This is a genomic window from Klebsiella ornithinolytica (assembly GCF_030505655.1).
Lineage (GTDB): Bacteria > Pseudomonadota > Gammaproteobacteria > Enterobacterales > Enterobacteriaceae > Klebsiella > Klebsiella ornithinolytica.
The window spans coordinates 1890349-1904732 of sequence record NZ_CP130153.1 but is presented as its reverse complement, the minus strand read 5'-3'; the positions used below and the strand labels follow the sequence as shown (position 1 = coordinate 1904732).

The 14384-nt window shown below is 54.8% G+C and carries 15 protein-coding genes and 3 tRNA genes; 4 read left to right on the top strand and 14 right to left on the bottom strand.

Annotated features, from left to right (window positions below; genetic code table 11):
• Positions 1-157 precede the first annotated feature (157 nt).
• Positions 158-655 (top strand): non-heme ferritin, encoded by a 498-nt coding sequence (gene ftnA / locus Q1L34_RS08880; protein WP_004864122.1) that lies wholly within the window; start codon positions 158-160, stop codon positions 653-655.
• A 36-nt stretch (positions 656-691) separates the two neighbouring features.
• On the opposite strand, the gene Q1L34_RS08875 is transcribed toward ftnA, so the two are convergent.
• Positions 692-931, bottom strand: coding sequence for a YecH family metal-binding protein (locus tag Q1L34_RS08875; protein WP_032717085.1), 240 nt, complete (start codon positions 929-931; stop codon positions 692-694).
• A 194-nt stretch (positions 932-1125) separates the two neighbouring features.
• Here Q1L34_RS08875 and tyrP point away from each other — a divergent pair, with 194 nt between their 5' ends.
• Positions 1126-2337: a tyrosine transporter TyrP gene (gene tyrP / locus Q1L34_RS08870; protein ID WP_032717084.1), complete on the top strand. Its 1212-nt coding sequence runs from the start codon at positions 1126-1128 to the stop codon at positions 2335-2337.
• A 382-nt stretch (positions 2338-2719) separates the two neighbouring features.
• Here the strand turns inward: tyrP and Q1L34_RS08865 are convergent, their stop codons facing one another.
• The 9 genes from Q1L34_RS08865 to uvrY all read right to left on the bottom strand — a co-directional run bounded on the left by Q1L34_RS08865 (position 2720) and on the right by uvrY (position 8966).
• A complete protein-coding gene (locus Q1L34_RS08865; protein ID WP_015583992.1) occupies positions 2720-3388 on the bottom strand; it encodes a YecA/YgfB family protein in 669 nt (222 codons plus the stop codon).
• 85 nt (positions 3389-3473) lie between these two features.
• The gene (locus Q1L34_RS08860) at positions 3474-4049 is read right to left on the bottom strand and encodes a DUF805 domain-containing protein (protein ID WP_004864134.1); all 576 of its coding nucleotides are present in this window, start codon (positions 4047-4049) and stop codon (positions 3474-3476) included.
• A gap of 145 nt (positions 4050-4194) precedes the next feature.
• On the bottom strand, positions 4195-5160 hold the full coding sequence (locus tag Q1L34_RS08855) for a metallophosphoesterase (protein WP_327204463.1): 966 nt from the start codon (positions 5158-5160) through the stop codon (positions 4195-4197).
• A 275-nt stretch (positions 5161-5435) separates the two neighbouring features.
• Positions 5436-5521, bottom strand: a tRNA-Leu gene (locus tag Q1L34_RS08850).
• 13 nt (positions 5522-5534) lie between these two features.
• Positions 5535-5608 (bottom strand) — tRNA-Cys (locus tag Q1L34_RS08845).
• Positions 5609-5647: 39 nt separating this feature from the next.
• Positions 5648-5723, bottom strand: a tRNA-Gly gene (locus tag Q1L34_RS08840).
• Between the two features lie 151 nt (positions 5724-5874).
• Entirely contained in the window at positions 5875-6423 is a 549-nt protein-coding gene (gene pgsA / locus Q1L34_RS08835; RefSeq protein ID WP_004864143.1) for a CDP-diacylglycerol--glycerol-3-phosphate 3-phosphatidyltransferase, read from the bottom strand.
• A gap of 57 nt (positions 6424-6480) precedes the next feature.
• Positions 6481-8313 (bottom strand): excinuclease ABC subunit UvrC, encoded by a 1833-nt coding sequence (uvrC, locus tag Q1L34_RS08830; protein ID WP_004864146.1) that lies wholly within the window; start codon positions 8311-8313, stop codon positions 6481-6483.
• On the bottom strand, positions 8310-8966 hold the full coding sequence (gene uvrY / locus Q1L34_RS08825) for a UvrY/SirA/GacA family response regulator transcription factor (RefSeq protein WP_004864149.1): 657 nt from the start codon (positions 8964-8966) through the stop codon (positions 8310-8312). The genes uvrC and uvrY overlap by 4 nt, the downstream gene beginning before the upstream one ends.
• 465 nt (positions 8967-9431) lie before the next feature.
• Between uvrY and Q1L34_RS08820 the strand changes: the two genes are divergently transcribed.
• Positions 9432-9656, top strand: coding sequence for a DUF2594 family protein (locus Q1L34_RS08820; RefSeq protein ID WP_004864152.1), 225 nt, complete (start codon positions 9432-9434; stop codon positions 9654-9656).
• Positions 9657-9722: 66 nt separating this feature from the next.
• Here the strand turns inward: Q1L34_RS08820 and sdiA are convergent, their stop codons facing one another.
• Complete coding sequence (gene sdiA, locus Q1L34_RS08815; RefSeq protein WP_004864155.1) at positions 9723-10445, bottom strand: quorum-sensing transcriptional regulator SdiA; 723 nt, start codon at positions 10443-10445, stop codon at positions 9723-9725.
• A gap of 145 nt (positions 10446-10590) precedes the next feature.
• Here sdiA and Q1L34_RS08810 point away from each other — a divergent pair, with 145 nt between their 5' ends.
• A complete protein-coding gene (locus Q1L34_RS08810) occupies positions 10591-11949 on the top strand; it encodes a CoA transferase (RefSeq protein WP_327204462.1) in 1359 nt (452 codons plus the stop codon).
• 3 nt (positions 11950-11952) lie between these two features.
• Here Q1L34_RS08810 and tcyN read toward each other — a convergent pair whose 3' ends face one another.
• Genes tcyN through dcyD form a run of 3 tightly spaced genes read right to left on the bottom strand, consistent with a single transcriptional unit; the run spans position 11953 to position 14372 of the window.
• Complete coding sequence (tcyN, locus tag Q1L34_RS08805) at positions 11953-12705, bottom strand: L-cystine ABC transporter ATP-binding protein TcyN (RefSeq protein ID WP_004864162.1); 753 nt, start codon at positions 12703-12705, stop codon at positions 11953-11955.
• The gene (gene tcyL / locus Q1L34_RS08800; protein ID WP_004864166.1) at positions 12702-13370 is read right to left on the bottom strand and encodes a cystine ABC transporter permease; all 669 of its coding nucleotides are present in this window, start codon (positions 13368-13370) and stop codon (positions 12702-12704) included. The genes tcyN and tcyL overlap by 4 nt, the downstream gene beginning before the upstream one ends.
• Before the next feature lie 15 nt (positions 13371-13385).
• Complete coding sequence (dcyD, locus tag Q1L34_RS08795; RefSeq protein WP_160873411.1) at positions 13386-14372, bottom strand: D-cysteine desulfhydrase; 987 nt, start codon at positions 14370-14372, stop codon at positions 13386-13388.
• Positions 14373-14384: the final 12 nt, after the last annotated feature.

Below are 14384 nucleotides of genomic sequence, written 5' to 3'. Positions count from 1 at the left end.
CGAAACCATTCTCATTACTTATTAAATTGCCAATGCGTTTTATTCCCATTTTCATTTTTAATAAATAAGTTTTTTAATTTACTTTTTGCAAATAAATTAATAACAAATTATAGTAACCGCACAATTACGTTGACCCTTTATTTTCGGAGCACACGCGATGCTGAAAACAGAAATGATCGATAAACTGAATGAGCAGATGAATCTTGAACTTTATTCTTCTCTGCTTTATCAGCAAATGAGCGCATGGTGCAGCTACCACAGCTTTGAAGGCGCCGCCGCATTCCTCCGCCGTCATGCGCAGGAAGAGATGACCCATATGCAGCGCCTGTTTGATTATTTGACCGATACCGGCAGCCTGCCCTGCATCAACGCTATCTCCTCACCGTTTGCCGAGTACGCATCGCTGGATGAGCTGTTCCGCGTCACCTACGAACACGAACAGCTGATTACCCAGAAAATTAATGAGCTGGCCCACGCCGCCATGACTAATCAGGATTATCCGACGTTTAATTTCCTGCAGTGGTATGTGGCTGAACAGCACGAAGAAGAGAAATTATTTAAATCTGTTATTGATAAGCTGACCCTCGCCGGTAAAAGCGGCGAAGGCCTGTACTTTATTGATAAAGAGCTGGCGACGCTCGACACGCAGAATTAATTATCCCGGCGGCGAAGTTTCGGCTTCGCCGCTAAATTAATGCCGGCAGATCTTACTCTCACGCGTATTAAACCCCGCCTCTACGGCAACAAACTTCCCCTTTTTCTGTAGAAATGCCACCAGCTCCGCCGCGCTTAAATTTTCTGCCGAGCAGGTATGAAAACGTGCATCTGCGCCGAAGCGGGCGATGATTGCCGCCTCAAGAGTGGCCGTTGAGTAAGGTTCGCCCGAGGCGATCATCATCTGCAGCACTTCATGACCATGAATCGATTGCATAGCTCCTCCTGTAAAACGCCCAGCATAGCCCGGCGAACGGCTGGAAGCTTTGCGCCAGCGCAGCCTTCAGGCGGCCTTCGCGGAGTGTAAATATTTAATTACAACCACTGTAACCCTCATTTGACGAGAATGATAATTTCACATACTCTGCGCGACATATTTTATTGTTAATTCCTTCATGGATAGAGAGAAACGTGAAGAACCGCACTCTGGGTAGTATTTTAATCGTGGCCGGGACCACAATCGGCGCAGGGATGTTGGCAATGCCGCTGGCTTCCGCGGGCGTGGGTTTTGGCGTCACCTTCTGCTTACTGATCGCGCTGTGGGCGCTGATGTGCTACACCGCGTTATTACTGCTGGAGGTCTATCAGCACGTGCCCGCCGATATGGGGCTCGGTTCGCTGGCGGCACGTTATCTCGGACGTTACGGGCAGTGGGTGACCGGCTTCTGCATGTTATTCCTGATGTATGCGCTAACCGCAGCCTACATTAGCGGCGCGGGCGAACTGCTGGCCTCCAGCCTCAACCAGTGGCTGGGCTGGTCGCTTCCTCCTGCGGGCGGCGTGTTGCTGTTTACCGCCATTGGTGGCGCGGTAGTCTGCCTCGGCACATCGCTGGTTGATCTGTTTAACCGCTTCCTGTTTAGCGCCAAGATCATTTTTCTCGCCATTATGCTGGCGCTGCTGTTGCCGCATATCCATCGCATCAATCTGCTGACGCTCCCGCTCCAGCAGGGCCTGGCGCTATCGGCGATCCCGGTGATTTTTACCTCTTTCGGTTTTCACGGTAGCGTGCCGAGCATCGTCAGCTATCTTAACGGCGATATTCGTAAGCTGCGTCGGGTCTTTATCATCGGTAGCTTTATCCCGCTGGTCGCCTATATTTTCTGGCAGCTGGCGACGCTCGGCAGTATTGACTCCCCGGCGTTTACCGCGCTGCTGGCGCAAAATGCCGGCCTGAACGGACTGCTGGAAGCACTGCGCGAAGTCGTGGCGTCGCCGCACGTTGAACTGGCAGTGCATCTGTTCGCCGACCTCGCGCTGGCCACCTCGTTCCTTGGCGTGGCGCTTGGACTGTTTGATTATCTGGCCGATCTGTTCCAGCGTAAAAACAGCCCCGGCGGTCGTCTGCAAAGCGGTGCAATCACCTTCCTCCCGCCGCTGGCGTTTGCCCTGTTTTATCCGCGCGGCTTCGTGATGGCGCTGGGCTATGCCGGCGTCGCGCTGGCGGTGCTGGCGCTCATGCTGCCTTCGCTGCTGGTGATGAAGAGTCGGAAACAGCACCCTGACGCTCCCTGGCGGGTCGCCGGGGGAACACCGGCGCTGTGGCTGGTGCTGTTGTGTGGTATTGCGATTGTCGCTATTCAGTTTTGCATCGTCGCGGGTTTGCTCCCGGCGGTAGGATAAAAAAAACGGCCTCTGGCCTAATGCGGGTCACTTAAAGGCGACCCGCATTTTTTTGGTTTATCGCCGGCCAGAGCGATGCCGGGTTCCCAGGGCCGGGCGAAACCGGCCCTGGGAAGTTCATCTGTCGCGCAGGAAACAGAAATACGCGGACGGAATATTCCACGGAACCCACGCGACAGACCCCTTTTCGCGCAAACCAGCGTAAAACCGACATCCCTGGCTTAACAGCGACCTCCAGGACAGACTTATCCGAAGGCGTGTTGAAAACCTGACAGCGCCGGATAAAAATCGGCAATCTCTTTGAGATGACGGATAGTTCCCCCTCTGCCGGAGCGGTCAGCCGATCCTTAAACGATCGGCATCAGACCAGCAGACCCGTTATTTATTTCGCTAAGCAACACTGCTTATATTTTTTACCGCTGCCACAGGGACAGGGATCGTTACGCCCGACCTTGACTTCATTGCGGATCGGTTGCTGCACGACTTCCGGCTCAGCATGCTCAGTCCAGTATTGGTACAACGAGAGCGCTGCCGGGCGGATATGATCCACGCTGGCGATAAACTCATCGACAGAGAGCGCCTCAACCGCTGTAAACTGCGCTTCCGTGCCGTGCAAAGCAATGCTGTCCAGCGCCGACTGCGGCTCTTCCGGCAGAGCGGGCCAGTTTCCGAGAGCGACGCCGCGCATATAGCCGAAGCACCACTCCTCAACAATCGTCAGCTCCTGACCTTCCTCTTCGCGGGTCCCAAACAGCGGTTCAAACTGATCGGGATACTCGTCCAGACGCTCGGCAATGTCGCTCATGTGCTGCAGAGTCAGGTTAACAAAGTGGTCGCGCTCGCGGTCATTCGCCCAGCGCGGCACATTGTCCGCTCCGCCCCAGATAGCCAGCAGCCACTGAGCCGGTTCAATCTCTTTCGGGCCGGAGAGAATGGCCGTCAGCAGGCCGTCAAGCTCTGAGACATCAAGGATGGCGCCCTCGGTGGCGTATTTCGACAGGATATCGTCCAGCCATTCAAGTTCGCTTTCGTTCAGGGGTCCGGTTTTCATAAACAGGCTCGTCGTGGTAGAAAAATGGCGCATACAGTAGCGGAAATGCCGGGAGAAAACCACCCGGCAGCGCACTCAGCAAGCGTTAAATGTCTTTAATGATGCTGGCGCGCATCGTTTCGTATTCGCTCTCGGTAATGGTTCCGTCATCGAACATTTTTTTCGCCTGCGCGAGGCGTTCCCGCACATCATCGGCGGATGAGAGCGGCGCGCTCTGCCGGGCTGCTGACGGGCTGTATTCACTCTCTTGCTGAATGTCGCCATAGCGGTTGACACCATCGGTGCCGCGGGCAAACAGCAGCCAGATAGACAACGCCAGCGCCGCCATGCCTCCCGCCGCCGTTATCCATACCCAGACGGCCGCCTCGCCGTTATCAACGGTGGCGATAATGCCGATAAAGCCAACCAGCAGAACAGCATAGGGTGACAGCAGCCACCAGCCTGATTTGTTCAAATCGTGCAGACGGCGCACCGCAACCGCGATGCCGGGGATAATGATGATCAGGCCAAACAGGCCTCCCACGATCGGAATCAACCCCAGTACGGCCGAAAGCACAAAGTTGGCGACGGTAAAAACCACATACTCCTTGCGAGCCGAACGCCCGCGAAAGGTGGCATATTTGCGGAAGCAATCACCGTAGCTTTCAAGCAATGTAGCCATAAGATCCCTCATTTAATTTGTTTTTATTGCCATAACGGCGTTCCGTTCCCAAAGGATAATAGTCCGGCGAACCGGAGCGCTATTTTACCGCAGTTTGGCCATACCGCGCCTGAGAAAAATGGGGGGGAAACGCTGAATACCGGTACTACCCGGCAGGATGGCGGGAGAGGGTTGTGGGCTGGCGGACAAACGTCCCCGTTATCGCGCGCTGCGAACCGGGTTCCTGAATCCAGGCGTAAAGCGGGTTATCGGCTTTCGCCGCGTTGTAATCGACGCAGACAACACGCTCGCTCAAGGAGCAAGGTTCACCGGATAAAGTGTAGTGACCGATCACCACCGGGACATCTGTTGTGTCCAGATGGGTCTGCTCCAGAGGAATATCCGGGATCCGGCCGATCATTTCCGGCTGAACCTGGGCTATCTGGCGATAGGTTTTCGCATCATCCCGCCACCAGCGCAGACGAATATGGCGGCGCTCGACGCCCGTCTTATCCACGAAGCTAAAGCCTGCAGGTAGTTTCAGTTCTGGTCCTTTAAGCACGGTCTCGATCATCCGGAACAGAGGATGCTGTTGATCAAAAGCAGCGACCCAGCTTTCGGGTTTCAACCGATTCTGTTCATCCAGCCACGGTCGCAGTCGGGCAATCGTCTTGTCCTGCCAACAGGCATGTACCGCCCGAATATCGCCATAATCAACAAACAGCGGCAGCGTTTTAAACCAGTCGATCCAGAAATCATGCCGCGGAGTGTCTTCGACGACATCGGCCAGAAAGGCCTGATGCTGACGTCGATTATTCGGGGAGTGCGGCCGCAGCGGCTGAGCGCGATGCGGATGGCGCAGTGCCCAGCCAACGGCGTTAAATTCATGATTGCCCATCAGACATATCGCCTGTCCCGATTCCACTTCCGCCCTCACCCGCTCCAGCACCGCCAGGTGGTCGATCTGCGCCCCTGGCTGATTATCAATCAGATCGCCGACGAAGATCAGTAAACGCTCATCCGGTTGGTACAGAGCATCAAGGTGTTCCAGCAAAGCGGCGAGCTTGTGGTACTGACCGTGGATATCGCCGATGAAAATTCTACGCCTCGCCGGCTGGCCAGAATGCAGCATATGAACACCTTTTCCGAAGAACAGAGACATTGATGATATCAGTTTAAGCGGCTGGCCTGGCGGGATTTCACCCGGCGTAAATTACCCCGTCATGAGATCTTCGGGAAACGGTCGGTATGGCAGAATAATTGCGGTTGCTCCGTCAGTCGGCGGACCGTGCGACAAGAAAGATGTTACGCCGTGATATCAGGAATGGAGGGATTTCAGAAATGAAAAAACCACCCGTAGGTGGTTTCACGACACTGCTTATCATTGATTTTATTCTATAATCCCAATGGTACCCGGAACGAGACTTGAACTCGTACAGCCTATGGCCGAGGGATTTTAAATCCCTTGTGTCTACCGATTCCACCATCCGGGCTCGGGATGTAAATTGGAGGCGCGTTCCGGAGTCGAACCGGACTAGACGGATTTGCAATCCGCTACATAACCGCTTTGCTAACGCGCCTTAATACTTAAACACCCGCATCTGCCGATGTTTTTAATCTGGAGCGGGAAACGAGACTCGAACTCGCGACCCCGACCTTGGCAAGGTCGTGCTCTACCAACTGAGCTATTCCCGCATTATCAAGCAAATTTGCTAATCACTTGATTTTGTTATCGTCTGGCAAGCTGTGCTGCCGTTCGATGCGTTGCATTCTACTTACCTGGCGAAATGAGTCAACGATATTTTTTAAATCCTTGTGTCGTTTGCTGAAATTTGCGGCGAAACGATCACTGATCAAGCAAATCTCCGCGTGCGGCGTTCAAATACTGCAGCATAGACCACAGCGTCAGCACCGCTGCCACGAGGAACAGGGCGATTCCGGCCCACTCTACCCAGGCGTTTGGTCGCCACAGCATCCACACCAGTGCCGTCATCTGCGCGGTTGTTTTCACTTTCCCGATCCAGGAGACCGCCACGCTGCTGCGTTTGCCCAGTTCGGCCATCCACTCACGCAGCGCAGAAATAATAATTTCACGGGCAATCATGGTCGCGGCCGGCAGGGTTACCCACCAGGTGTGATAGTGCTCAACCACCAGCACCATCGCAATCGCCACCATCACCTTATCGGCAACCGGGTCAAGAAAAGCGCCGAAACGGGTGCTCTGATTCCAGCGGCGGGCCAGATAACCATCAAACCAGTCGGTAACGGCAGCGACAAAAAAGATCAGGGCGCAGGCAAAAGGGGCCCAGACGAAAGGCAGATAAAACGCCAGCACAAAGAACGGTATCAGGATGACGCGAAACAGAGTAAGCAATGTAGGGATATTAAATTGCATAGTGACAGGTAACTATCTGTTAGAAGTAAAAATTAGCCCTATGTTGCTACAGAGCCCCTAATGTTTCAACGAGTAGAAGATCTTTTCTGCCAGACCGTGAGATATACCCGGTACTTTGGCTATCTCCTCGACGCTGGCTTGCTGTAACCCTTGCAATCCGCCCATATACTTCAGCAGCATCTGGCGGCGTTTCGGCCCTACCCCTTCGATAGTCTCCAGTGAACTGGTGCTTTTCACTTTTGCCCGTTTTTTACGATGCCCGGCAATGGCATGATCGTGGGATTCATCGCGAATGTGCTGAATAACGTGCAGCGCAGGCGAATCAGGCGGCAGGTTAAACCCTTCGCCTTCTGGTTCGAAGAATAACGTTTCCAGCCCGGCTTTACGATCGCTACCTTTTGCCACCCCCAATAAGAGAGGATGCTGTTTATCCCAGGGCACATCCAGCCCGGCAAAGACGCTTTTCGCCTGCCCAAGCTGCCCTTTACCGCCGTCTATCAGGATAACGTCAGGAATCTTGTTCTCTTCTATTGCCTTACCATAGCGGCGGCGCAGAACCTGGTTCATCGCCGCATAATCATCGCCCGGGGTAATGCCGGTAATATTGTAACGTCGATACTCGGCACGCAGTGGCCCGTTACTGTCGAACACCACGCAGGAAGCCACCGTCTGTTCACCCATAGTATGGCTGATATCAAAGCATTCCATACGTTTAACGGCCGGCAGTTTCAGTACGGTAGCCAGGGCCTGCAGACGTTGATGGATCGTCGACTGTTGGGAAAGTTTCGTGGTGAGCGCCGTGGCCGCATTGGTACGTGCCAGCTTCAGATAGCGGGCCCGGTCGCCGCGCGGTTTCGTCTGGACGTTCACCCGGCGCCCCGCCAGTTCAGAGAGGGAATCCGCCAGCAAGGTTTTATCGCCAAGATTAAAATCGAGCAGAATCTCTCCCGGCAGGGTACGCATCTGGCTGCCCTGCAGATAGAACTGGCCGACAAACGTCTCCACCACTTCGCCAAGCTCCGTACCGCCGGGCACTTTCGGAAAATAGCTGCGGCTACCGAGAACCTTGCCCTGACGAATAAACAGAACGTGGACGCAGGCCATGCCCGCATCAAAGGCGACGCCAATAACGTCGAGGTCATCCCCGGTATTCGAGACGAACTGTTTCTCGGTCACCCGGCGTACGGCCTGAATCTGATCGCGAATGCGCGCCGCTTCTTCAAACTCCAGCGCCTGGCTGGCTTTCTCCATCCGGGCAATGAGCTGCGTCAGCACCTGATCATCTTTACCTGCGAGGAACAGCCGCACATATTCAACCTGCTGCGCGTACTCCTCTTCACTCACCAGGCCTGACACACAGGGCCCCAGGCAGCGGCCAATTTGATACTGCAGGCACGGACGCGACCGGTTACGGTACACGCTGTTCTCGCACTGACGCACAGGGAAAATTTTTTGTAGCAGTGCAAGCGTCTCGCGAACCGCATAACCATTCGGGAAAGGACCGAAATACTCGCCCCTGGCGTGTTTCGCCCCGCGGTGCATTGCCAGGCGCGGGTGGGTATCACCGCTAAGGAAAATGAAGGGGTAGGATTTGTCATCACGCAGCAGCACGTTATAACGCGGCTGATACAGCTTGATGTAGTTGTGCTCCAGCAGCAGCGCTTCCGTTTCCGTATGGGTAACGGTCACGTCGATTTGCGCAATCAGCGCCACCAGCGCTTCGGTTTTACGCGAAGCCAGGTTGCTCCGAAAATAGCTGCTCAGCCTTTTTTTCAGATCTTTTGCTTTGCCAACATAGATGACGGTGCCGCCAGCATCATACATGCGATAGACGCCCGGCTGGCTGGTTACCGTTTTCAGGAAAGCTTTTGCGTCAAAAACATCACTCACTGACTTGCTAACGACTCCGCATTGCACAGACCATGTCGAATGGCCAGGTGGGTCAACTCGACGTCACCGTGGATGTTTAATTTACTGAACATCCGGTAGCGATAGCTGTTCACGGTTTTGGGACTCAGATTTAGCTGCTCTGAGATCTCATTCACCTTCTGACCCTTGGTGATCATCAGCATAATCTGCAATTCGCGTTCAGACAAACTGGCAAAAGGCGATTCTGTCTTTTCCGGCTCAATCTGGCTAAGCGCCATTTGCTGGGCGATATCGGAAGCAATATAACGCTGGCCGGACGCTACGCAGCGAATGGCATTCACCACTTCCTGAGGCGCAGCACCTTTACTCAGATAACCTGCGGCACCAGCCTGCATCACTTTTGCCGGCAGCGGATTTTCGGTATGCACGGTGAGCATAATCACTTTGGTATCGACAATGGAACGCGCAATCTTGCGCGTGGCTTCCAGGCCACCCATTCCAGGCATGTTCATGTCCATCAGAACAACATCAACGGAATTGGCGCGGCACCATTTCACCGCATCCTCGCCGCAGCAGGACTCACCGACAACTTTAATCCCTTTTATATCTTCCAGAATGCGTCGTATCCCTGCGCGCACTAGCTCGTGGTCATCAACAAGAAGGACGTTGATCAAAGGAATAATCTCCAGAATTAGGGATAACGCTACGGATAGCTTATCTCATACATATTACCGGGTTTTCTCGTCACTTTAAAAGGCAAAAAAATGCCCTACGGAAAGTTTCTTCCCCGGATATGTCAATTTGTCTGCACAGCAAGTGGAAACTTATAGATAACAGTAAGTTGTATTACGCTTCATTTTTAACATTTGCCCTACAAAAACACCCGCAGGGCGCCGCGATACCGCAGGGCAAAATACGAAACAAAATATGTAACAATAATTAACGATGAAAACACACTACCGCAAAAATTAACCTGCGATGCGCGGGCAGATTACGTATTATTCAGGCAATTAATGCGCCTACACCTCTGATGAGAGGACACAAATTACGCGCTCCTTTTTTTCCCGTCGCTTGTGGTATACTGCGCCGCCTTAACATTTAGTATTGCGCAAAAGCGCCGATAGCAAACGAGGATATCGATGAGCACTCCAGATTTTTCCACTGCAGAAAATAATCAAGAACTGGCGCAGGAAGTGACCTGCCTGAAAACGCTGCTGACGCTGATGCTCCAGGCAATGGGCCAGGCGGATGCGGGTCGGGTGATTATTAAAATGGAAAAACAGATCACGCAGATGGAAGATGAGGCTCAGGCTGCCGTATTCTCCAGCACCGTTAAGCAAATTAAACAAGCTTACCGCCAGTAACAGTCAACCGGCTGTGAGTTCAGCACAGCCGGTCCCCACGTCTGACACGCAGAACACCCTACCTGCTCAAATTAAACCGGTCGCCACCGCATAACAGGCGATTTGCGTTTTATTTGGCGCATTGAATTTTCGTTGCATATTTTTTTGATGGAAATTAACGGTATTTTCTGAGATAGAGAGAATAATCGCCACTTCAGCCGATGTTTTTCCCTCCGCAGTCCATTTCAATATTTCCAGTTCACGACGACTAAACTTCATTTCCGGCGGCATGACCATCGCATCTTCCAGCCGCAGTAACGTCAGCAGGCTCAGCTCGGTCAGCGTTCTTAAGCGCATCTCCTGCTCGTCTTCATGAAACGGCCCTGCGCTGCGGCTGCGGCCGGAAACGGACAAAAACCCCTGAGCATGATTAGGCAAGGTCAGACACTGGGTAACCCCCTTGTTCAACCCGTGATCCCGCGCGCCATCCCACAATTCCGGCGTATCGCGGAAGAGTCTGTCATCCCACGGCAGATGGCCACGGAGAAAGTTTTCGGGACGCAATACCGGATCGATAGCAAAATAATTCTCCGCCTGGTAGTGTGTCATCCACGCCTGCGGGTAGGTCGATTGCAGCGTAATCCTGGGCCGGGTAAAAGGCACGGGGTGGCGTACGCAAAGCGCAAAATAGTCATATTCCAGCCCTTCCGTTTGTTGTTGCAGGAGATTATAAACTTCCCCTCCCGTCGCGATTGACTGAAATTGTTGCAGCATTTCCCGCCGCCAGCTGAAAAAATCAATGTCCCTCATAACCGACCAAATAACTCCTGAGTAATAATCATTATTAGAAATACAGAAAACTAACACATAAATCTTATTTATATGTATAAAATATCGTATGCATCGCACTTATTAGGCCATGACTGGCGCTCCTCACCCGTTACCGGAGAAAAGTATGTCGGATCCATTATCGCTAAACACGATATATTCCCGGCTATGGCAGGCCTTTAGTTCCCACCCGGCCCCGGAAGTCGAATTTACCCAGACGGGGGCGTTGCGTTCCTGCTTTGCCGTCACCGATTTTGCCTCAGCTTCTATTGCCGTCGCGGGCGGTCAACTGGCACAACTCTCAGGCTCTCCCTCGCCCATCCGGGTCGACCGACGCCTCGCGTCTTACTGGTTTAATCATAGCCTGTATCCTGTAAACCGGCCGCCCCAGTCGCTTTGGGATCCCCTGGCCGGCGACTACCCGACTGAGGAAGGCTGGATCCGTTTGCATACCAACGCACATCACCACCGTCGTGCCATGGCGCGCGTTTTAGGTGAACATGACTCCCGGGCTTCTCTGGCGTCCGCGGTTAGTCAGTGGCAGGCTGAGGCGCTTGAACAAGCGGTCGTCGAAGCAGGCGGTTGTGCGGCGGCAATGCGCAGCGCCCGACAATGGCAGGCGCACCCGCAGGGCGTGGCGGTCATTCAGGAACCGCTGCTGATCGAAACACCGTTACCGTCTGGCTCCCCCGTCGACTGGCGTTTATCTCGCAGCAGGCCGCTGCTCGGCATTCGGGTTCTCGATCTGACGCGGATTATTGCCGGACCGGTGGCCACCCGTCTGCTCGCCGGCCTCGGTGCGCAGGTGCTGCGGATCGATCCGCCAGACTGGTATGAGCCGACGCTCGAAGAGGAAATCACGCCCGGCAAGCGCTGCGCACGACTGAATATTAAAACAGCAATCGATAAGCAACGTTTAATAGATTTGCTCTCTCAGGCTGATGTTATCGTACACGGCTACCGTGCCGATGCGCTGGACACCCTGGGATTCGATAGCGAAACCCGGGCTCGACTCAGACCAGGGCTGGTCGATGTGTCGCTGAATGCCTGGGGATGGAGCGGTCCGTGGCGTAACCGCCGCGGTTTTGACAGTCTGGTGCAGATGGCCTGCGGCATTGCCGCAGCCGGTCAACAGTGGCGCCTGGCGGATAAACCGGTGCCTCTGCCGGTTCAGGCCCTGGATCATGCCACCGGTTATTTAATGGCTGCCGCGGTACTCAAAGGTCTTTATCGTCGTGCGACCTGCGGTGAGGGTTACCGCGCGCGCCTGTCGCTGGCTCGGGTGGCGGCATGCTTAATGCAATATCCCACGCCAGAAAGCCCCCTCTCTTTTCGTGAACCGCAGCGGAGCGATTTCCAGCCGGCGCTGGAGTGGTCAGCTTTCGGCCTGGCTGAGCGTCTGCGCTTTCCGTTACAGCTGGCGGGAACACCGGTGGTCTGGTCGCGGCCGCCCTCGCCGCTGGGGACGGCCGCCGCGAGCTGGTAAAAATTACTGCATCAGAAATTTTTCAAGGAACTGGCGGGTGCGCGGCTGTTGCGGGTTAGCAAACAGCGCTTTCGCCTCCCCCTGTTCGACGATACGCCCCTGGTCCATAAAAATAGCGCGGTCCGCGACATCGCGGGCAAAGCTCATTTCATGAGTCACAATCACCATCGTGCGCTTCTCCTGCGCCAGCTGGCGAATGGTGTTCAGCACCTCGCCAACCAGCTCAGGATCGAGAGCCGATGTCGGCTCATCAAACAGAATCACATCCGGGCGCATCGCCAGCGCACGCGCGATGGCCACACGCTGCTGCTGGCCGCCGGACAGACGGCGGGGATAGCTGTTTTCTTTACCGTTCAGCCCCACTTTTGCCAGCAGTTCCCGGGCGCGAACAATGGATTCGTTTTTATCCTCACCCTTGACGATAACCGGCCCCTCAATGATGTTTTCCAGTACCGTACGATGCGGGAACAGGTTAAAGCTCTGGAACACGAAACCCACATGCTGGCGCAGGCGGCGAATCAACCCTTTTTGCTGGCTGAAACTGCGCGCGGTATCAATGGTCACATCGCCCACCCGGATGGTCCCGCTTTCCGGCTGTTCCAGCAGGTTAATACTGCGCAGCAGCGTCGTTTTACCGGAGCCGCTGGGGCCGATGATCGCCACCACTTCCCCCTCCTGGACATTGAGGTCGATACCGTGCAGTACCGTCTGGCCGTGGAATTTTTTCACCAGGTTTTTGACTTCAATGGCACTCATTTTGGATCACGCTCCTGGCGATTCAGCTGGTTTTCAAAATAGTTCTGCAACGAGGACAGCACCGTCGCCATCACCCAGTAAATCAGCGATGCGGCCAGATACATAGTAAATACCTCCAGGGTGCGCGAGGTAATCAGCTGCGCCTGACGGAACAGTTCCGGAACCTGAATGGTGGCCGCCAGCGAGGTATCTTTTACCAGGCTGATAAAACTATTGGAGAGCGGTGGCAGCGCCACGCGCGCAGCCTGCGGCAAAATCGCCCGGCGCAGGGTTTGCCACGGCGTCATACCGATACTGGCCGCCGCTTCCCACTGCCCTTTGTCAATCGAGGCGATCGCCGCCCGCAGCGTTTCCGCCGCGTAGGCCGCGGTGTTAAGCGACAGGCCAATCATAGCCGCCGGGATCGGGTCGAGCTCAATACCAAACTGCGGCAGACCATAATAGATCATAAACAGCTGGGCAATCAGCGGGGTACCGCGGAAGATGGAGATATACATTCTCGCCAGCCATTTCACCGGCCACAGAGGCGACATCCGCATCAAAGCGAGGATAAAGCCCAGCACCAGGCCAAAGAACATACCGCCGATGCTCAGCTGTAAAGTAAACACCGCGCCTTTCAGCAGATAAGGCGCGGAATCGATAACCAGTTGGATACTCTCTTGCATTCTGTATGTTCTGCTTTAGATATGGGGATGATAGGCAAACAGCGCCGGCGCTCCACCCGTGTGGATAAATAAAATCGGCCCTTCATCCTTAAAGCGCTTCTGATTAATGCCGTCAATCAACCCGGCCATCGCTTTGCCGGTATAAACCGGATCCAACAGAATGCCTTCCAGCTGCGCCAGCAGCTTCACGGCTTCCATTCCTTCGTCGTTCGGCGTGCCATATCCCGGCGCAAAATAGTCATCCCACAGCTTAATCTCCGCATTGGCCTGGAGCTCCAGACTGTTCGCCACCGCCTGCTGAAGCGCAACGACTTTCGGCAACTGATCCGCCACCTTGCGTGATACGGTGACGCCAATCAGCTCAGCCCCTGGCATCAGCTGTTCCAGTCCTACGGCCAGTCCGGCATGAGTACCCGCGCTCCCGGAGGCGACCACCACGGAAGAGAGTTCCACGGCGCCTTCGCACTGCTGAGCGATTTCGAGGGCGCTTTCCACATAGCCCAGCGCGCCAAGCGCATTTGAGCCCCCCACCGGAATGACATAGGGCCGATAGCCCTGCGCTTCAATGCGGGTTGCCAGCTCCTCCAGCTGAACATCGGGTTGGATCAGCGCATCGCACATCTCAACCTGAGTATTAAACAGATCCAGCAGCAGGCGGTTACCGTTGGTCAGGTAGTTCTCGGCGCGAGTGCCAATAGGGTTCTCCAACAGCGCCACACAGTGCAGACCCAGTTTCGCGGCCACCGCCGCCGTTTGACGAACGTGGTTCGACTGAATCGCGCCGGCGGTGATTAACGTATCCGCACCTTCACGCAGCGCATCTGCCGCCAGGAACTCCAGCTTACGCAGCTTATTGCCGCCCATCGCCAGCGGGGTCACGTCGTCACGTTTTATAAAAATCTCGCGGCCCAGATGATCGGACAAGCGCGGTAGATATTCCAGCGGCGTCGGCGCGCCAATCAATTCCAGGCGCGGGAAGCGCGTTAAATTTTGCAGTGACATGGTACCTCCTGA